At 66.9% G+C, this 17695-nt stretch carries 16 protein-coding genes; 9 read left to right on the top strand and 7 right to left on the bottom strand.

Features of this window, described 5'->3' with window-relative positions; translation table 11 throughout:
* Positions 1-62: 62 nt before the first annotated feature.
* The 3 genes from KHC28_RS18055 to KHC28_RS18045 form a co-directional block, all read right to left on the bottom strand.
* Positions 63-1391, bottom strand: a complete 1329-nt coding sequence (locus KHC28_RS18055; RefSeq protein WP_214009714.1) for a TRAP transporter large permease — start codon at positions 1389-1391, stop codon at positions 63-65.
* Complete coding sequence (locus tag KHC28_RS18050; RefSeq protein WP_214009713.1) at positions 1391-1990, bottom strand: TRAP transporter small permease subunit; 600 nt, start codon at positions 1988-1990, stop codon at positions 1391-1393. The genes KHC28_RS18055 and KHC28_RS18050 overlap by 1 nt, the downstream gene beginning before the upstream one ends.
* 631 nt (positions 1991-2621) lie before the next feature.
* Positions 2622-3794 (bottom strand): TRAP transporter substrate-binding protein, encoded by a 1173-nt coding sequence (locus KHC28_RS18045; RefSeq protein ID WP_214009712.1) that lies wholly within the window; start codon positions 3792-3794, stop codon positions 2622-2624.
* A 270-nt stretch (positions 3795-4064) separates the two neighbouring features.
* Here KHC28_RS18045 and KHC28_RS18040 point away from each other — a divergent pair, with 270 nt between their 5' ends.
* The 5 genes from KHC28_RS18040 (at position 4065) to KHC28_RS18020 (ending at position 10298) form a co-directional block, all read left to right on the top strand.
* Entirely contained in the window at positions 4065-6275 is a 2211-nt protein-coding gene (locus KHC28_RS18040; protein WP_214009711.1) for an esterase-like activity of phytase family protein, read from the top strand.
* A gap of 303 nt (positions 6276-6578) precedes the next feature.
* Positions 6579-7238 (top strand): TetR/AcrR family transcriptional regulator, encoded by a 660-nt coding sequence (locus tag KHC28_RS18035; RefSeq protein WP_214009710.1) that lies wholly within the window; start codon positions 6579-6581, stop codon positions 7236-7238.
* Positions 7238-8182, top strand: coding sequence for an HlyD family secretion protein (locus KHC28_RS18030; RefSeq protein WP_214009709.1), 945 nt, complete (start codon positions 7238-7240; stop codon positions 8180-8182). The genes KHC28_RS18035 and KHC28_RS18030 overlap by 1 nt, the downstream gene beginning before the upstream one ends.
* Entirely contained in the window at positions 8179-9144 is a 966-nt protein-coding gene (locus KHC28_RS18025; protein WP_312893243.1) for an ABC transporter ATP-binding protein, read from the top strand. The genes KHC28_RS18030 and KHC28_RS18025 overlap by 4 nt, the downstream gene beginning before the upstream one ends.
* The gene (locus KHC28_RS18020) at positions 9141-10298 is read left to right on the top strand and encodes an ABC transporter permease (RefSeq protein WP_214009708.1); all 1158 of its coding nucleotides are present in this window, start codon (positions 9141-9143) and stop codon (positions 10296-10298) included. The genes KHC28_RS18025 and KHC28_RS18020 overlap by 4 nt, the downstream gene beginning before the upstream one ends.
* A gap of 76 nt (positions 10299-10374) precedes the next feature.
* Here the strand turns inward: KHC28_RS18020 and KHC28_RS18015 are convergent, their stop codons facing one another.
* Positions 10375-11211, bottom strand: a complete 837-nt coding sequence (locus KHC28_RS18015; protein WP_214009707.1) for an oxidoreductase — start codon at positions 11209-11211, stop codon at positions 10375-10377.
* Between the two features lie 115 nt (positions 11212-11326).
* Here KHC28_RS18015 and KHC28_RS18010 point away from each other — a divergent pair, with 115 nt between their 5' ends.
* Entirely contained in the window at positions 11327-11974 is a 648-nt protein-coding gene (locus KHC28_RS18010) for a TetR/AcrR family transcriptional regulator (RefSeq protein ID WP_214009706.1), read from the top strand.
* A gap of 82 nt (positions 11975-12056) precedes the next feature.
* Here KHC28_RS18010 and groL read toward each other — a convergent pair whose 3' ends face one another.
* Positions 12057-13703: a chaperonin GroEL gene (gene groL / locus KHC28_RS18005; protein ID WP_214009705.1), complete on the bottom strand. Its 1647-nt coding sequence runs from the start codon at positions 13701-13703 to the stop codon at positions 12057-12059.
* Positions 13704-13793: 90 nt separating this feature from the next.
* Positions 13794-14108 carry a co-chaperone GroES gene (groES, locus tag KHC28_RS18000; protein WP_214009704.1) on the bottom strand — a complete coding sequence of 105 codons (315 nt, stop codon included), beginning with the start codon at positions 14106-14108 and terminating at the stop codon, positions 13794-13796.
* A gap of 314 nt (positions 14109-14422) precedes the next feature.
* Here groES and KHC28_RS17995 point away from each other — a divergent pair, with 314 nt between their 5' ends.
* Together KHC28_RS17995 and KHC28_RS17990 are read left to right on the top strand one after the other, a co-directional pair.
* Positions 14423-14710: an usg protein gene (locus KHC28_RS17995; protein WP_214009703.1), complete on the top strand. Its 288-nt coding sequence runs from the start codon at positions 14423-14425 to the stop codon at positions 14708-14710.
* Positions 14711-14841: 131 nt separating this feature from the next.
* Positions 14842-15444, top strand: a complete 603-nt coding sequence (locus KHC28_RS17990) for an exopolysaccharide biosynthesis protein (RefSeq protein ID WP_312893241.1) — start codon at positions 14842-14844, stop codon at positions 15442-15444.
* A gap of 83 nt (positions 15445-15527) precedes the next feature.
* Here the strand turns inward: KHC28_RS17990 and KHC28_RS17985 are convergent, their stop codons facing one another.
* Positions 15528-15671, bottom strand: a complete 144-nt coding sequence (locus tag KHC28_RS17985; RefSeq protein WP_214009702.1) for a hypothetical protein — start codon at positions 15669-15671, stop codon at positions 15528-15530.
* 644 nt (positions 15672-16315) lie between these two features.
* Here KHC28_RS17985 and oxlT point away from each other — a divergent pair.
* Positions 16316-17623 (top strand): oxalate/formate MFS antiporter, encoded by a 1308-nt coding sequence (gene oxlT / locus KHC28_RS17980; protein ID WP_214009701.1) that lies wholly within the window; start codon positions 16316-16318, stop codon positions 17621-17623.
* Positions 17624-17695: the final 72 nt, after the last annotated feature.

Genomic DNA, 17695 nt, shown 5'->3' with positions numbered 1-17695 from the left:
ATATCTGCGCGTCGGGCTTCTGTTCCTTCTCCCCGACGGGGAGAAGGAACTCCGCGATCCGCTCACCCCCCGTAGAGATAGTTCGGCAGCCATAGCGCTATGCCGGGGAAGATGTAGAGCAGCGCCATCGCGATCACCACGATGCCGATGAACGGCATGACGCCGGAGAAGATCTCGTCGATCGACACGTTCTTCGGTGCCACGCCCTTCAGGTAGAACGGCGCCATCGCCACCGGCGGCGACAGGAACGAGGTCTGCAGGTTCAGCGCCACCAGCACCCCGAAGAAGATCGGGTCGATGCCGAAATGGTCGAGCAGCGGCAGGAAGATCGGCAGGAAGATCACGATGATCTCCGTCCATTCCAGCGGCCAGCCCAGCACGAAGATGATCACCTGCGTCAGCAGCAGGAAGCCGATCGGCCCGAGGTCGAGCGACATGATGAACTCTTCGACCACCCGCTGGCCGCCCAGCAGCGCGAACACCGCCGAGAACACCGCCGAGCCGACGAACAGCCAGCACACCATCGCCGAGGCGCGGGCGGTGAGGAACACCGAGTCCTTCAGCTTTGAGAGGTTGAAATTGCGATAGGCGACCGCGAGCAGCAGCGCGCCGAGCGCGCCGATCGCCGCCGCCTCCGAAGGCGTGGCGAGGCCGAGGATGATGCAGCCCAGCACTGCGGTGATCAGCGTCACCAGCGGCAGGAACGAGGTCAGCAGCGCCCAGATGATGGTCAGCATCGGCACGTTACGCTCGGCCGCCGGCAGCTTCGGTGCCAGCGCCGGATTGATCATGGCGCGGATCACCACATAGACCATGTAGCCGCCGGCCAGCATCAGGCCGGGCAGGAAGGCGGCGGCGTAGAGCTTCACCACCGAGACGCCGGCAGTGGCGCCGTAGAGGATCAGCATCACGCTCGGCGGGATGAGGATGCCGAGGCAGCCGCCGGCGCACACCACGCCGGCGGCGATGCGGGTGTCGTAGCCGGCGCGCAGCATGGCGGGGAAGGCGAGCAGGCCCATCAGCGTCACCACCGCGCCGACGATGCCGGTGGCGGTGGCGAACAGCGCGCAGGTGGCGAGCGTCGCCACCGCCAGCGAGCCCGGCAGCCAGCCGGCGGCGAGCTGGATCGACTTGAACAGCCGGTCGAGGATGTTGGCCCGCTCGACCACGTAGCCCATGAACAGGAACAGCGGGATGGAGATCAGCACGTCGTTCGCCATCACCGAATAGGTGCGCTGCACGAACAGGCTGAAGATGCTGTCGCCCTGCGTGAAGTAGCCGAAGCCCACCCCCAGCGCCATCAGCGTGAAGGCGATGGGGAAGCCGAGCATCAGGAAGATCAGGAACAGCACCAGCATCAATATGCCGAGCGCGGGATCGGAAAGGAACATCACAGCGCCCCCGTGGTGGTGCCTTCGCGGTCGGCGCGGTTGGCGGCCTCCTCGAGGATGATCTTCTCCATCTCCTCGACATCGTGCAGCCGCTGCGGCCAGTCGCCGGTGCGGATGCAGATGATGCAGCGCGCCACCTCGACCACCCCTTGCAGCAGCATCAAGACACCGGTGATCGGGATCAGCGCCTTGAACGGCCAGATCACCGGTCCGTCCGGGCTGAAGGAGGAGTGCTCGTTGAGCAGATAGGAGAGGTGGAAATAGCCCCAGCCGGAATAGATCAGCGCGAGGATGCCGGGGAAGTAGAACAGGAAATACAGGACCAGATCGGTCTTCGCCTGCGTCGCCGGCCGCCAGTTGCGGTAGAGGAAGTCGCCGCGCACATGGCCGTTGCGCGACAGCGTGTAGGCGCCCGCCATCATGAACAGCGCGCCATACAGCATGAGGCTGACATCATAGGCCCAGGTGGTGGGGTCGCGCAGCACGTAGCGGCGGAACACCTCGTAGCTGATGGCGAGCGTCAATATGACGATGCACCAGGCGAAGGCCTTGCCGATGAAGGCGTTCAACCGGTCGACGGCGAGAAGGACGGATTGCATGGAAAGCCTCGGGGAGGGTGCCGGGGAGGCGGTCTTGGCGGGGTTTTGCGTGACGCTCTTCGGTGGCGTTGTACGGTGACGGGGAGCACGGCAGGCTGCGTGGCGGCTTGGGCGGCACTATCGGCACGCCAGCTCTTGGCGCGGCAGGCGGCGAGATCGCGAGAAGGCCCTCTCCCCGCTCCGAACCCGACTTTCCTCGGGTTCGGCACCCGACAGGGTCAAAATCGGATGCATCCGATCCTGACGGAGAGGTGGGGTGAGGGGCGGGCGGCTTCGGCTTCGGGAGCGCCGTATCCATCCGGCCCCATTCGGCCGGAAGGACCCACGCCACCGCCTTCTGGCCCAATCCCCTCATCGCCTTGGCCGGCTACCTCTCACGTGGAGAGGCAAGGCCGGCGCACCACGCGGCTCGGTCATTGCAGCCGACGCGCCGCCATGCCCAGGCTCGGGTCCGAAGCCGGCTGTCGCCGACTTCGGCTTGCCGCGAGTGGAGCGTGGCGGGCCCGCATTCCCGGCATGGACGCCTACTGGGCGGAATGCCGGGAACGGCCGGAACTAGCCCGCTCTTGACGCCACGCCGGCGGGACGTGCGGGGGCGACCGCCGCGTCGCCGCGACGCGCCCCGCTCGCCCTACGCGGTGGGGAAGAAGTGGTCGTAGGCCGTCCTGGAATCCGGCTCATATTCCAGCCGGAAGCCGACGATGCGCTTCGCCCACGCCTTCTGGCTGTCGACCACCTTCTTGAACACCGGGTCGGCGGAGAGGTTGGCGATCACCACGTCCCAGGCCTTCAGCTGGGCTTCCAGCACCGGCTTCGGCGTCGGCATCACCTTCACGCCGCGCGCGCGGATGGCGGCGAGGTCCTTGGAATAGCGGTCCTGCGCCTTCCACATCATGGTGGAGGAGGTGGCGTCGGCCGCCGCGCGCAGGATCTCCTGCACGTCCTTCGGCATGGCGTCGAACTTGGTCTTGTTGAACAGCACCTCGAAGCATTCCAGCGCCTGGTGGTAGCTCTGGATCATGTAGACCTTGGCGACGTCGGGGAAGCCGAGCACCAGGTCGGAGGAGGGGTTGTTGAACTCCGCCCCCTCCAGGAGGCCGCGGTCGATGGCCGGAACGATCTCGCCGCCGGGCACGATGGTCACCGCCGCGCCGAGCTCCTTGAACAGGTCGGCGCCGAGGCCGACCGTGCGGTACTTCATGCCCTTCATCTGGTCGATGCTGGAGATTTCCTGCTTGAACCAGCCCAGCGGCTGGCTCGGCATCGGCCCGGTGAGCATGCCGACCACGTTGAGCTTCAGCGTGTTCTGCACTAGGTCGTCATAGAGCTCCTGCCCGCCGCCATAGCGGATCCAGCCGAGCAGTTCGTCGGCGTCCCAGCCGAAGGCCGGGGCGGTGCCGAACAGCGAGAAGGCCTTGTTCTTGCCGTACCAGTAGGCGGCGACGCCGTGGCCGCCGTCGAGGATGCCGGCGGAGACCGCGTCCAGCATCTGGAAGGCCGGCACCACCGCGCCGGCGGGCAAGAGGTCGAGCTCGACCCGGCCGCCGGTCATCCCGTTGACCCGCTTGACGAAGTCGCCGGCGAATTCGTGGAAGATGTCCTTGTTCGGCCAGGTCGACTGGAACTTCAGCTTGATCGGCGCCTGCGCGTGCACCGCCGGGCTGGCGACCGCCGCGGCGCCGGCGACGGCGGCAGTGGCGATGAAGCGGCGGCGGGACGGAGTGGTGGTGGCCTGCGTGTCGGCAGTGGTCGGCGCGGCGGCGTGGGCACGCACGTCGGCACTCTTCCCAGACGTATCGGTCATGGGGCGGTTCCTCCTGTGGCGTTTCCTCCGCGAGCCCTGCGGCTCGCCGGGCGGCGCTTGGCGCGCTCTGTCCCGATGTGACCAGCAGACGATGACGAAAGGTCAAGTGCAAGCGCTAATTGCGCGATCTGCGTCAATCCGGATAAGACGAAAGTCGCATCCTTCCGCCTTCGCCGCCGCTTTTCCGGCGCAACCGTCATCGGCGTGTCATCGGCCGCGGCTTTGAAGGCCGCAGGCGGGCTGCCCCCGCGTCAGGATGAGGATTCCCCCATGCGCTCGATTTTGATGGCCGGCGTCTGCCTCGCCGTGCTCGCCTCGGCCGGCGCGGCTTCCGCGCAGAACGCGCCGCAGAGCTTCAACCGCGTCGCCACCTTCCACGTCGTCGACAACCTGCCGGCCGGCGCCGACGCCAAGAAGTCCACCGCCGCCGAGATCATCACCGTGACCGAGGATGGCAACACGCTGATCTACAGCGACAGCCCCGGCAAGCGCATCGGCTTCATCGACATCACCGATCCGGCGTCGCCGAAGCCTGCCGGCACCGTGGCGCTCGACGGCGAGCCGACCACGACGGTGGTGATCGGCGGCAAGGCCTATGTCGGCGTCAACACTTCCGAATCGAAGAGCAACCCGTCGGGTCACCTCGCCGTGGTCGACATCGCCTCCCGCAAGGTCGAGGACAAGGTTGACCTCGGCGGCCAGCCGGATTCGGTCACCAAGAGCCCGGATGGCAGCTTCCTCGCCATCGCGATCGAGAACGAGCGCGACGAGGACGTCAATGACGGCGTGATCCCGCAGATGCCGGCCGGCAACCTCACCTATTTCCAGGTGAAGGACGGCCGCGTGGTGGACGCCTCCAAGAAGGTCGTCGACCTGACCGGCCTCGCCGCCGTCGCGCCGGAAGATCCCGAGCCGGAATATGTCGACATCAACTCCCGCAACGAGGTGGTCGTCACCCTGCAGGAGAACAACCACATCGTCGTGGTCGATCTGCCGACCGGCAAGGTCACCGCGCATTTCTCCGCCGGCACCGTCGATCTCGACAAGATCGACACCAAGAAGGACGGCGTGATCGACCTCTCCGGCAAGATGACGGCGGTTCCCCGCGAGCCCGACACCGTGCAGTGGATCGACGACAACCGTTTCGTCATCGCCAATGAAGGTGACTGGAAGGGCGGCACGCGCGGCTTCAGCATCTTCGACAAGACCGGCAAGCTGCTGTTCGAATCCGGCACCGCGCCCGAGCACATGGCGGTGCGCCTCGGCCACTATCCCGAGAAGCGCAACAAGAAGGGCATCGAGATGGAGGGCGCCGAGGTTGCGACCTTCGGCGGCGAGAAGCTCATCTTCGCCGGCTCCGAGCGTGCCTCGATCGTCTTCGTGTATCGCGACAAGGGCGGCGCCGAAGCGCCTGAACTGCTTCAGGTCCTGCCCGGCGGCATCGGTCCGGAAGGCCTGCTCGCCATCCCCGCGCGCAACCTGTTCGTGACCGCCAGCGAGACCGATGTCCGCGAGGATGGCGGCATCGGCTCGGTGGTCACCGTCTATCAGCGCGCGCCCGGCGCCGCGAACTACCCGACCATCGTCTCCGGCGACGACAAGAACGGCCTGCCGATCGCCTGGGGTGCGCTGTCCGGCTTCGCCGCCGATCCGAAGGACGCCGGCAAGCTCTATGCGGTGACCGACAGCTTCTACGCGCAGGGCCGCATCCTCACCATCGACGCCAGCCAGAAGCCGGCGAAGATCACCGCCGCCACCGTAGTGACCAAGGACGGCCAGCCGGCCAAGGGCCTCGACCTCGAAGGCATCGCCATCCGTCCCGAGGGCGGGTTCTGGCTCGCCTCCGAGGGCAACCCGGAGAAGAAGGAAAACCCGACGCAGAACCTGCTGATCCGGGTCAATGCCGACGGCTCCATCGCCGAGGAGATCGCCCTGCCGGAAGCGCTCGCCGGGCAGGCGACCCGCTATGGCTTCGAGGGCGTCGCGGTCACCGGCACCGGCGCTGACGAGACCGTGTGGGTCGGCGTGCAGCGCGAGTGGAAGGACGATCCCAAGGGCTTCGTGAAGCTGATCGCCTACAAGCCGGCGGCCAAGAGCTTCGGCTATGTCCACTATCCGCTGGAGAAGGCGGAGAAGGGCTGGGTCGGCATCTCCGAGCTCACCGCCCACAAGGACGGCCTGGTGGTGATCGAGCGCGACAATCTGGTCGGCCCGGCCGCCAAGCTGAAGAAGCTGTACTTCGTGTCGCTGAAGGGTGTCGCCCCGGTCGCGATCGGCGGCGAGGCCAAGCCCCCGGTGCTCGCCAAGACCGAAGCCAAGGACCTGCTGCCGCTGCTCGCTGCGCCCAAGGGCTATGTGCTCGACAAGGTGGAGAGCTTCGCCATCGACGCCGCCGGCAACGGCTACATCGTCACCGACAATGACGGCGTCGACGGCTCCTCCGGCGAGACCCAGTTCATCCCGCTCGGCGCCATCAACTGACGCCGCGCCGGAGCCCGTTCCGATCCGGTGGAAGCACCTGATCGACAAGAACAGGCGCTCGCGTCGCGAGCCTTTCGGCAGGACAGGCGAGGGCGCCCCGCAAGGGCGCCCTTTCCGTTTGCGCGGGTAGGCCAAGGATGTTGGAGCCCGCGCGCCGAGAGAACGTACCGGCCGCCCTCCTCATCGGGGCGAGTGGCCCCACCGCCCCACGGGGCGAAACCCCGCTTAGGACGGCATCGGCGACTTTCCGTCATCCGCCGGCCATGTTATGACTGACCGGTCAGTCATTATGTGGATCGCGCCATGTCCGACGATGTGGAAGCCGATGGAAAGCCCGCGCCGGCCGGCCGGGTGAAGAAGCGCCCGGATGCCGAGGCGCGCCGCCGCGCCATTCTCGACGCCGCGCTGGAAGTCTTCGCCGAGCACGGCTTCAACGGCGCCCGGATGGAGGATGTCGCCCGCCGCGCCGGCATCGCCAAGGGCACGCTCTACCTCTATTTCAAGGACAAGACCGCGCTGTTCGAAGGGTTGGTGCATGACGCCGCCGACCCGATCCTCGGCAAGCTGGAGCGCGAATTCGCCGGCTTCGAGGGCTCGACCCGCGACTTCCTGCTGCTGCTGTTCCAGCACATCCAGACCGAGGCGGTCGGCTCGCCGCGCCGGCACATCATCCGCCTGATGCTGGCAGAGGGCGAGCGCTTCCCCGCCATCGCCGATTTCTACTACCGCGAGGTGGTCGCGCGCGGCCTGAACCTGTTGCGGGCGCTCAACGAGCGGGCGTTGGCGCGCGGCGAGATCACCTCCGACGCCGCGCTGCGTTTCCCGCAGCTGATCATCGCCCCGGTGCTGGTCGCCGCCGTCTGGGAGGGAACGTTCGGCCGCCATGAGCCGCTCGACCTTCCCGGCATGTTCACCGCCCATGCCGAGCTGATGCTGCGCGGCCTCGGCTGGAAGGAGACGTGATGCGCCTTGCCGTCCTGTTGCCGCTGGCGCTGCTGCTCTCCGGCTGCGCCGATTCCGGTCCGCCCCGCTATCAGGGCTATGCCGAGGCCGACCTTCTGTTCGTCGGCCCCGACGAGGCCGGCCGCGTCATCACGCTGAAGGTCGACGAGGGCGACCGGGTGACGGCGGGCCAGCCGCTGTTCACCATCGATCCGTCGCTGCAGCAGGCCGATGTCGACGCCGCCAAAGCGAGCCTCGAACAGGCGCGCGCCGAGCTCGCCAATCTCCAGGCGGCGGCGCAGCGCCCGGAGGAGATCGCCGTGCTGGAGGCGACCCAGCGCCGCGCCAAGGCGGCGCTAGATCTGTCGCGCATCGAGCTCGACCGCCAGAAGGACCTCTACGCCAAGGCGGTCGGCTCCAAGGCGGCGCTCGATACCGCGCAGGCGACCTTCGACCAGAACACCGCCGCGCTCGACGAGGTGAACAAGCAGATCGAGGTCGGCCGTCTGGGCTCGCGCGAGATGCAGATCGCCTCCGCGCAGAAGGCCATCGACACCGCGCAGGCCAATCTCGCCTCGGCGCAGACCCGGCTCGATCGCCGCAGCCTCGCCGCCCCGGCCGCCGGATCGGTGGAGACGGTGTATTTCCGTCCCGGCGAACTGGTGCCGGTCGGTCGGCCGGTGCTGTCCGTGCTGCCGCCGGACCTGATCAAGATGCGCTTCTTCGTGCCCGAGCCCGACCTCGCCCGCTTCCGGCTCGGCTCGAAGCTGCTGGTCCATTGCGACGGCTGCGCCGGCAGCGTGCCGGCGACGGTGAGCTTCATCGCCAGCGAATCCGAATACACCCCGCCGGTGATCTACAGCCTCGACGAGCGCTCCAAGCTGGTCTTCATGCTGGAGGCCAGGCCGGACGACCCGTTGAAGCTGCGCCCCGGCCAGCCGATCACCGTCGAGCTCGTGCCGTGAGCGAGGCGGCCGACACGCTCCCGCAAGGATCGCTTCCCGACGTGCCCTATGCCATCGAGGTCGAGGGGCTGTCCAAGTCGTTCGGCGACCGGGTGGTGGTGCGCGACCTCAGCATGCGGGTGAGGAAGGGGCAGATCTACGGCTTCCTCGGCCCCAACGGCTCGGGCAAGACCACCACGATCCGCATGCTCTGCGGCCTGCTGACCCCGGATTCCGGGCGCGGCACCTGCCTCGGGCTGGATATCCTGACGCAGGCGCGCGAGATCCGCCGGCATGTCGGCTACATGACGCAGCGCTTCAGCCTCTATGCCGATTTGTCGGTGCGCGAGAACCTCGAATTCGTCGCCCGCGTCTATGGGGTGCCGGAGCCGGTGAAGGCCGCCAAGGCGGCGGTGGACCGGCTCGGCCTGTCCGGCCGCGACAAGCAGCTCGCCGGTTCGTTGTCGGGCGGCTGGAAGCAGCGGCTGGCCCTCGGCGCCTGCATCCTGCCCTCGCCGCAGCTCCTGCTGCTCGACGAGCCGACCGCCGGCGTCGATCCCAAGGCGCGGCGCGAATTCTGGGCGCAGATCCACGAGCTCGCCGCCGACGGCCTCACCGTGCTGGTCTCCACCCACTACATGGACGAGGCCGAGCGCTGCCACGAGATCGCTTACATCGCCTATGGGGAGTTGCTGGCGCAGGGCACGGTGGATGAGGTGGTGGCCGGTGCCGGCCTGTTCACCTGGAGCGTGTCGGGCGGCGATCCCGCCCCGTTGGCGCGCGAATTGTCGGCGCTGCCGGGCATCGACATGGTGGCACCATTCGGTTCCAGCGTGCATGTCGGCGGCCATGACGCCGCCGCGCTGGAGGCCGCCATCGCGCCGTTCCGCGAGCGGCCGGGCCTCATCTGGCGGCGCGACGAGCCGACGCTGGAGGACGTGTTCATCGACCTGATGAGCCGCTCTAAGGACAATTTCCGATGAGCGGCGCTGTCGCAGGCCTCTTCCGCCGCGTCGGCGCGATGATGCGCAAGGAGATGCTCCAGCTCGTGCGGGATCGCGTCTCCTTCGCGACCATGATCATGATCCCGCTGCTGCAACTGGTGCTGTTCGGCTATGCGATCAACACCACGCCGCGCCACCTGCCGACCGCGGTGCTGGCCTATGAGAACACCTCGCTCACCCGCTCCATCCTCGCGGCCATCGAGAACACCAAATATTTCAAGGTGGTGAGCCACCCGACCAGCGCCGCCGAGGCCGATCACCAGATGCTGGCCGGGGAGGTGTCGTTCATCGTCGAGATTCCCGCCGGCTTCGAGCGGGCGGTGCGGCGCGGCGAGAGCCCGTCCATGCTGGTCGCCGCCGACGCCACCGATCCGGTGGCGTCGGGCAGCGCCATCGCCTCGCTCAATGCCCTCGTCGACACGGCGGTGAAGCGCGAGCGCTTCGCGGTAGAGGGCGGGCCGGAGGGCTCGGGGCTGGAGAGCGCGCCGCCGGCGTTCCAGATCATCACCCATGCCCGCTACAACCCGGCGGCGGTGACGCAGCTCAACATCGTGCCCGGTCTGCTCGGCACCATCCTCACCATGACCATGCTGATCTTCACCGCGCTGTCGGTGACCCGCGAGATCGAGCGCGGCACCATGGAGACGCTGCTCGCCATGCCGATCCGCCCGGTGGAGGTGATGCTCGGCAAGATCGCCCCCTATGTGCTGGTGGGGGCGGGGCAGGCGCTGCTGATCGTCGGCGCCGGACGGCTGTTGTTCAACGTGCCGATGATCGGCTCGCCCGGTTTGCTCACGCTGCTCACCGTGCTGTTCATCATGGCCAACCTGTCGATCGGCTACACCTTCTCGACGCTGGCGCAGAACCAGCTTCAGGCGGTGCAGATGACCTTCATGTACTTCCTGCCGAACATCCTGCTGTCCGGCTTCATGTTCCCCTTCGCGGGCATGCCGGTCTGGGCGCAATGGCTGGCCGAGACCATGCCGTTGACCCACTATCTGCGCATGGTGCGCGGCATCATGCTGAAGGGCGCCGACGGCAGCGATCTCGCGCAGGACATCGTGGCGCTGGGCGCCATCATGCTGGTGGCGATGTTCATCGCCGTGCGCCGCTTCCGCCAGACGCTGGACTGAGGCGACGGGCGGAGCGGCACCGCGCGAGACGGTGCCGCTCCGCCCGGTCAGCCCAAAATCCCTCAGCCGAATCCCGTCAGTCGAAATCCGTCGACAGGCTGACCTCCTTCCAGGCGGCGATTTCCGCCTGCATGGCGGCGATCTTGTCCGCCACCAGCCCCAGCGCGTCGGCGCCGAGATAGAGCCGGGCCGGCGGGGCCTCGGCCGCGATCAGCGTCATGAGTGCACGGCCCGCCTTGGCCGGGTCGCCCGGCTGGTTGCCGCTCTTGGCCTGGCGGGCGGCGCGGATCGGGTCCATCACCGCGTCGTAATCGGCGATGCTGCGCTCGGTCCGCTGCATGGAGCGTCCTGCCCAATCGGTGCGGAACTGTCCCGGCGCCAGCGCGGTGACGTGGATACCGAGCGGCTTCACCTCCTTGCCGAGCGCCTCGGAGATGCCTTCCAGCGCGAATTTGCTGCCGCAGTAATAGGTGATGCCGGGCATGGTGATGAAGCCGCCCATGGAGGTGACGTTGACGATGTGGCCGCGTCGGCGCTGCCGCATGCCGGGCAGCACGGCCTTGATCATCGCCACCGCACCGAACACGTTGGTGTCGAACTGCCGCTCCAGATCGTCGAGCGGCGATTCTTCCAGGATGCCCTCATGGCCATAGCCGGCATTGTTGACCAGCACGTCGATCGGGCCGACCCGCTGCTCCGCGCGGGCGATGGCCGGCGCGACGGCGTCGAAATCGGCGACGTCGAGCGGCACCGCATGGGCGGAGCCGGGCGCCGAGGCCTCGAACGCCGCGGCGGCCTCGGCGCGGCGCACGGTGCCGATCACCCGGTGCCCGGCCGCGAGCGCCGCCTCGGCGAACGCCTTGCCCAGCCCCGAACTGACGCCGGTGATCAGGATGATTTTCGCATCGGTCATGTCTGGCTCCCTGCCATGAGCGCGCGGGCGGTGGTCGCGCCACGCACTAAGAATCTATATCGTGATATTATATTTATATCATGATATCGATTTATCCAGGCCGGCGAGGATGAAAATGACGGATGCCGAACGGCTGCCGCTGCGGGAGCAGAACCGGCGGATGGTACGTGATCTGGTGCTGGACGCGGCGGAACGGCTGCTGCGCCAGGATGCGACGGCGGATTTCTCCATGCGCGCGCTGGCGGCGGAGGCCGGCGTCGGCTTCGCGACGCCGTTCAATCATTTCGGCAGCAAGAACGCGATCATGCAGGCGTTGTCCGAGCGGGTGATCGCCCGCATGCGGACTCGCTTCGAGGAGGAGGGGCCGGAGGGCGACGCCATCGACCGGGTGACGGCGATGGGCCGCATCGCCGTCGCGCTGCTGCTGGAGCAGCCGGCCGTCTATAAGGCGGTGGTCGGCTCGCTGGGCGTGGTGAGCCAACTGCCGAGCGCGGTGCGGCTGCGCTCCACCGATCTCTGGACCCTCGCCCTCGGCGATCTCAAAGGCCTTGCCGGCGAGACGGCGGAACGCGCGCGCCTGGTGCTGGCGGAGCAACTGGCCTTCAGCTTTCGCGGTTGCCTGTCGTTCTGGATCGCCGGCGAACTTGACGACAAGCAACTGGAGCCGGCCTTCGTCGCCGCCGCCGCCACGCTGCTGCTCGGTTTCGCCGAGCCGAGCCGGCGCGCGCACCTGCTCGCCCTTCTCGCGAAGAACGGACGATAGGGCCAGCCCGCACAAACGAAAAAGGCGCGGCTTTCGCCGCGCCTTTCCGCATTTCTGAACCGTAGGGACGGTTGGACGTCGATCAGAAGTCCATGCCGCCCATGCCGCCCATGCCGCCGCCCGGCATGGCCGGGGCCGCGCCGCCCTTCTTGGGCAGCTCGGCGACCATCGCCTCGGTGGTGATCAGCAGCGAAGCCACCGACGCGGCGTTCTGGATCGCCGAGCGCAGCACCTTGGCCGGGTCGATGACACCGGCCTTGTACATGTCGACATACTCGCCGGTCTGGGCGTTGAAGCCGTAGGCGTAGGTGTCCTTCTCCAGGATACGGCCGACGATCAGCGAGCCATCCTCGCCGGCGTTGGACGCGATCTGGCGCGCGGGAGCCTGGATCGCCTTGCGGACGATCTCGACGCCGGTCTTCTGGTCGGCATTGGCGGTCTTCACGCCTTCCAGCGCCTTGATGGCGCGGAGCAGGGCGACGCCGCCGCCCGGCACGATGCCTTCCTCGACGGCCGCGCGGGTGGCGTGCAGCGCGTCGTCAACGCGGTCCTTCTTTTCCTTGACCTCGATCTCGGTGGCGCCGCCGACGCGGATCACCGCGACGCCGCCCGCGAGCTTGGCCAGACGCTCCTGCAGCTTCTCGCGGTCGTAGTCCGAGGTGGTCTCCTCGATCTGCGCCTTGATCTGCGCCACGCGGGCCTCGATGTCCTTCTTGCCGCCGTTACCGTCGACGATCGTGGTGTTCTCCTTCTCGATCACCACCTTCTTGGCGCGGCCGAGCATGTTGAGCGTCACGGTGTCGAGCTTGATGCCGAGATCGTCGGAGATCGCGGTACCGCCGGTCAGGATGGCGATGTCCTGCAGCATGGCCTTGCGACGGTCGCCGAAGCCCGGCGCCTTCACGGCCGCGACCTTCAGGCCGCCGCGCAGCTTGTTGACGACGAGGGTCGCAAGGGCTTCACCCTCGATGTCCTCGGCGATGATCAGCAGCGGCTTGGAGGTCTGCACGACGGCCTCGAGGACCGGCAGCAGCTCCTGGAGGCCGGAGAGCTTCTTCTCGTGGATGAGGATGTAGGGATCCTCGAACTCCACGCGCATCTTCTCGGCGTTGGTGATGAAGTAGGGGGAGAGGTAGCCGCGGTCGAACTGCATGCCCTCGACGACGTCGAGCTCGGTGTCGGCGGTCTTGGCTTCCTCGACGGTGATGACACCCTCGTTGCCGACCTTCTGCATCGCCTCGGCGAGGAACTTGCCGACCTCGGCGTCGCCATTGGCGGAGATGGTGCCGACCTGGGCGATCTCGTCGTTCGAGGTGACCTTCTTGGCGTTCTTCTTGATGTCCGCCACGATGGCCTCGACCGCGAGGTCGATGCCGCGCTTCAGGTCCATCGGGTTCATGCCGGCGGCCACCGACTTGGCGCCCTCACGGACGATCGCCTGGGCCAGCACGGTGGCGGTGGTGGTGCCGTCGCCGGCGAGGTCGTTGGACTTCGAGGCCACTTCGCGCACCATCTGGGCGCCCATGTTCTCGAACTTGTCCTCGAGCTCGATCTCCTTGGCGACGGTGACGCCGTCCTTGGTGATGCGGGGAGCGCCGAAGCTCTTCTCGATGACGACGTTGCGGCCCTTGGGGCCGAGCGTGACCTTCACCGCATTGGCGAGGATGTCGACGCCGCGCAGCATCTTGTCGCGCGCATCGCCGGCAAACTTAACTTCCTTGGCAGACATGTGAAACTCCGAGTGTCGTGTCTGGTTCGCGGTTCGGGAGCCTGGGCCGCGTCGCTCGGAGGAGCGCCGGGCACTCGGGCTCCCGGCGGATCACGCGGCCTTCTTGGCCGAGCCGGCGCCCTCGACGATGCCGAGGATGTCGGATTCCTTCATGATGAGGTAGTCGGTGCCGTCGAGCTTCACCTCGGTGCCGGACCACTTGCCGAACAGCACGCGGTCGCCGGCCTTGACGTCGAGCGGGACCAGCTTGCCGGCTTCGTCGCGGGCGCCGGGGCCGACGGCGACGACTTCGCCCTGCGAGGGCTTTTCCTTGGCGCTGTCGGGGATGATGATCCCGCCGGCGGTCTTCTCTTCCGCATCGACACGCTTGACCACCACGCGGTCATGCAGGGGACGGAACTTCATCGGTTCTCTCCAGAAAGTCTTGAACGAGCGGTGAATCTGCCGAGCGACGCCGGGCGGACCGGCCGCATGGCCGCCACTCCGCGCATCGTCGGCGACCATCTAGGAGGCTGGCGCCACGCGCGCAAGGGGGCGGGGGCAAAAATCTGGCAGTCTCGGAACGAGAGTGCCAGCAAGCGTTAAGGGAGCTCTGTCAGCACTCCGTCGCATATGCTGCCAATGCTTTGATAAAGCACGCGAAATGCAAATTTTGCGCTTGCGGTACCCTAGGGCGCGCGCTCATCATCCCCTTGCATGTTCGCGAAAGGAGGTTCCGCATGGCATCCGATGCTGCGCCGGTCTCGGCGGATTTCGTCCGGCAGATGGGCGGCTACAGTCTGACAACCGCCCATATCCTCTACCGCATGCCCGATCATCGCTCCCTGCTCCAGACCTTTCTGTGGCAGCACTACGACCTGTTCCCGCATTTCCCGGAGCTACAGCGTTTTCTCGACTTCTGGGAGCGTGAGCTGGAAGGGCCGCTGCACTCGGTGACGGTCGCGCATTCGCGGCTGATCCGGCCGGCGGAACTGCGGTCGGTGGACGGTATTTTCCGCCTCAACTGAGCCGCGCTCCGAGCCGCCCGGGCGGACCTATGCGCAAAATGCCCTCTCATTGCCGCTTTCAGCGTGTTAAGAGGGCCCCGACGGGGTGTGCTTTTGCACCCTGAGGGTGTCGAAGGCATTTGGTCGGGATCGTGGATCATCGTTCTCCGCGCACGTCGGAGCTGCTCAGCGCATTGGCGACCGCCCATTCGGCGGAGCGGATCGGCGTTGGCGAGGTGGTGCATGCGCTGCGCAACCGCGCCTTCGGCCTGTCGATCCTGCTGCTCGGGCTGCCCAACGCCCTGCCGATGCCGCCCGGCATCCCGGTGATTTGCGGCCTGCTGCTCTGCCTCGTCGGCGTGCAGATGATGATGGGGCGTGACGAGCTCTGGCTCCCCGGCTGGATCGCCCGGCGCACCTTCTCCCGCGCGCTTCTGGAGAAGATCGTCAACGGCGCATTGCCGTGGGTGCGGCGCTTCGAGGGCTATTCCCGCCCGCGCCTGCACTATTTCTCCAACGGCTCGGCCCGCCTCGTGCTGGGCGGGCTGGTGCTGCTGCTCGGCCTGCTGCTGCTGCTGCCGATCCCGATCTTCGGCAATCTGCCGCCGGGAATCGCCGTGTGCATCCTCGGCCTCGGCCTCGTCGAGCGCGACGGCGTCTTCATCTGCGCCGGCATCGTCGCCACCGCGATCAGCGCCGGCGTCATGGGTATGCTGACCTGGATGCTCTACCAGGGTGCGCTGGCGGTTATCTGAGCGGTCTCGGCGCTGCCGGGCCGCAGCCGGTCCGGCCGTCCGGCGGCCGGGTATCCGGCGCGCCGTGTCCTCGGCGTTCAGCCTCAGCCCGGCGGATCGACCTTCACCCCTTTAGGCCCCACCTCGATCTGCAGCGTGTTCTGGTCGCGCTGATAGGCCTGGTAGGCGAACACGCCGGCGACCACGACCAGCACGGCAATGACGGCATAGAGTACGGAACGGCTCATCTCATCCCCTTGTCGGATGACGGCACGGCCCGACTCGGGTCGGGTCCGCCCGTCTCGCCCGTCACCCGACGGGCGGAGGTCGAACGCCGTCCGGTGGCATCGGGTTCCATTCCGGCGGCGCTGGACTGCCGCAACGTCGGCGTCGGCGCCTCTGCGTGAGGTGCTCGTTTTCCCTAACGGTCAGCTCGTCCTGCGGGCGAATTTGTCGCACGTCGCGCATCCGCTCGAATGACGAAACGCTACGTCACGTCTTGAGAGATGTTCGCTCGCCGCCATAACGGCGGAGGCATTCAGCCATGTAATACTTAAATATGCCTGATCATACCCTAAGGTATCGACTAACGTATTATAAGATATACATCAAACAACACGTTAGAACACTTATATTTTCGGCTATCAAAAAGTTTAGTTTTGCTAGTATTCCCTCCGTGGTATTTTGTGTACGGTCATAGAAAGACGCTATCGGATCAGCTCCTCACTTAACCGATCGTAATTCATTACCTTGGGTTATGGGGTGCGCAGCTTCAGGGGAGCTGTTCGAATCCGGTGCGACAGATCGTCCGGGCGGCGCCGAGAGGCGTTGGGCCCGCAAGCGGCCGGGAAAAGAGCCGTGGATTTCAGCATTCAGGTCGAGGAAAGAAATCATGCAGGCCACAGTTAAGGCGACGCGCCCGTGGGAGCCCTGGGTCCAGCTCGCTTGCGGCGTTCTGTGCATGGCGATGATCGCCAATCTTCAATATGGCTGGACCCTGTTCGTCGATCCGATCGACGCCAAGCACCAGTGGGGCCGCGCGGCCATCCAGACCGCGTTCACCATCTTCGTGCTCACCGAGACCTGGCTGGTGCCGGTCGAGGCGTGGTTCGTCGACAAGTATGGCCCGCGTATCGTGATCACCTTCGGCGGCGTCATGATCGCGCTGTCGTGGGTCACCAACGCCTATGCCTCGTCGCTCACCATGCTCTATGCCGGCGCGATCTTCGGCGGCATCGGCGCCGGTTCGATCTACGGCACCTGCGTGGGTAACGCGCTGAAGTGGTTCCCCTATCGTCGCGGCCTCGCGGCGGGCGCCACCGCGGCGGGCTTCGGCGCCGGCGCGGCCATCACCGTGGTGCCGATCGCCAACATGATCGCCGCCTCGGGCTATGAGAGCGCGTTCCTGTATTTCGGCATCGGCCAGGGCATCGTCGTGCTCGTGCTGGCGCAGTTCCTCTATCCGCCGCGCAACAAGATCGCGCCGCCGAAGAAGCTGTCGTCGCTGCCGCAGAGCAAGGTCGACTACCAGCCCTCGCAGACGCTCTCCAAGCCGGTGTTCTGGCTGCTGTACCTCATGTTCGTCATGGTCGCCTCGGGTGGCCTGATGGCGGCGGCGCAGATCGGCCCGATCGCCCACGACCTCGGCGTCGCCAACACGCCGGTCTCGATCATGGGCATCTCGGCGGCGGCGCTGACGCTCGCCATCTCGCTCGACCGCATCTTCGACGGCTTCGGCCGGCCGATCTTCGGTTATGTGTCGGACCGCATCGGCCGTGAGAACACCATGTTCATCGCCTTCGGCACCGCCGCGGTGATGCTGCTGATCCTGGTCTTCCACGGCTCGAACCCGCTGGTGTTCGTGATTGCCACGGCCTGCTTCTTCGGCGTGTTCGGCGAGATCTACTCGCTGTTCCCGGCGACCGCCGGCGACACCTTCGGCTCGAAGTTCGCCGCCACCAATGCCGGCATGCTCTACACCGCTAAGGGCACCGCCGCCCTGCTGGTGCCGGTCGCCAGCATCGTGGCGTCGTTCTACGGCTGGTACGCGGTGTTCGCTATCGCGGTCGGCCTCAACGCGACCGCGGCGCTTCTCGCCCTGTTCGTGCTGAAGCCGCTGCGTGCCCGCTTCATCGCCCAGAGCGCCAATGAAGTGTCGGTGGATGCGCCGTCGGCGGCGAGCGGCCAGCCCGCTCACTGAGCCTTCGCGACAAAAAGAGAAGCGCGCCGTCCACCCGGACGGTGCGCTTTTTCTTTGGGTCGCCGGGATGTT

Origin of the sequence: Ancylobacter sonchi (genome assembly GCF_018390695.1) — a bacterium.
Taxonomy (GTDB): Bacteria; Pseudomonadota; Alphaproteobacteria; order Rhizobiales; family Xanthobacteraceae; genus Ancylobacter; species Ancylobacter sonchi.
Note: the sequence above shows the minus strand (reverse complement) of the source record. Positions and strands in the feature narration are given on the sequence as shown.

What these genes read in the sequence shown, in the direction of transcription:
- KHC28_RS18010 (WP_214009706.1), top strand. Translation starts at nt 11,327, where the DNA reads ATGACGGATGCCGAACGGCTGCCGCTGCGGGAGCAGAACCGGCGGATG.
- KHC28_RS18030 (WP_214009709.1), top strand. Translation starts at nt 7,238, where the DNA reads ATGCGCCTTGCCGTCCTGTTGCCGCTGGCGCTGCTGCTCTCCGGCTGC.
- KHC28_RS18045 (WP_214009712.1), bottom strand. Translation starts at nt 3,794, where the DNA reads ATGACCGATACGTCTGGGAAGAGTGCCGACGTGCGTGCCCACGCCGCC.
- KHC28_RS17995 (WP_214009703.1), top strand. Translation starts at nt 14,423, where the DNA reads ATGGCATCCGATGCTGCGCCGGTCTCGGCGGATTTCGTCCGGCAGATG.
- KHC28_RS17985 (WP_214009702.1), bottom strand. Translation starts at nt 15,671, where the DNA reads ATGAGCCGTTCCGTACTCTATGCCGTCATTGCCGTGCTGGTCGTGGTC.
- KHC28_RS18020 (WP_214009708.1), top strand. Translation starts at nt 9,141, where the DNA reads ATGAGCGGCGCTGTCGCAGGCCTCTTCCGCCGCGTCGGCGCGATGATG.
- groES (WP_214009704.1), bottom strand. Translation starts at nt 14,108, where the DNA reads ATGAAGTTCCGTCCCCTGCATGACCGCGTGGTGGTCAAGCGTGTCGAT.
- KHC28_RS18050 (WP_214009713.1), bottom strand. Translation starts at nt 1,990, where the DNA reads ATGCAATCCGTCCTTCTCGCCGTCGACCGGTTGAACGCCTTCATCGGC.
- oxlT (WP_214009701.1), top strand. Translation starts at nt 16,316, where the DNA reads ATGCAGGCCACAGTTAAGGCGACGCGCCCGTGGGAGCCCTGGGTCCAG.
- KHC28_RS18015 (WP_214009707.1), bottom strand. Translation starts at nt 11,211, where the DNA reads ATGACCGATGCGAAAATCATCCTGATCACCGGCGTCAGTTCGGGGCTG.
- KHC28_RS18035 (WP_214009710.1), top strand. Translation starts at nt 6,579, where the DNA reads ATGTCCGACGATGTGGAAGCCGATGGAAAGCCCGCGCCGGCCGGCCGG.
- KHC28_RS18040 (WP_214009711.1), top strand. Translation starts at nt 4,065, where the DNA reads ATGCGCTCGATTTTGATGGCCGGCGTCTGCCTCGCCGTGCTCGCCTCG.
- KHC28_RS18055 (WP_214009714.1), bottom strand. Translation starts at nt 1,391, where the DNA reads ATGTTCCTTTCCGATCCCGCGCTCGGCATATTGATGCTGGTGCTGTTC.
- groL (WP_214009705.1), bottom strand. Translation starts at nt 13,703, where the DNA reads ATGTCTGCCAAGGAAGTTAAGTTTGCCGGCGATGCGCGCGACAAGATG.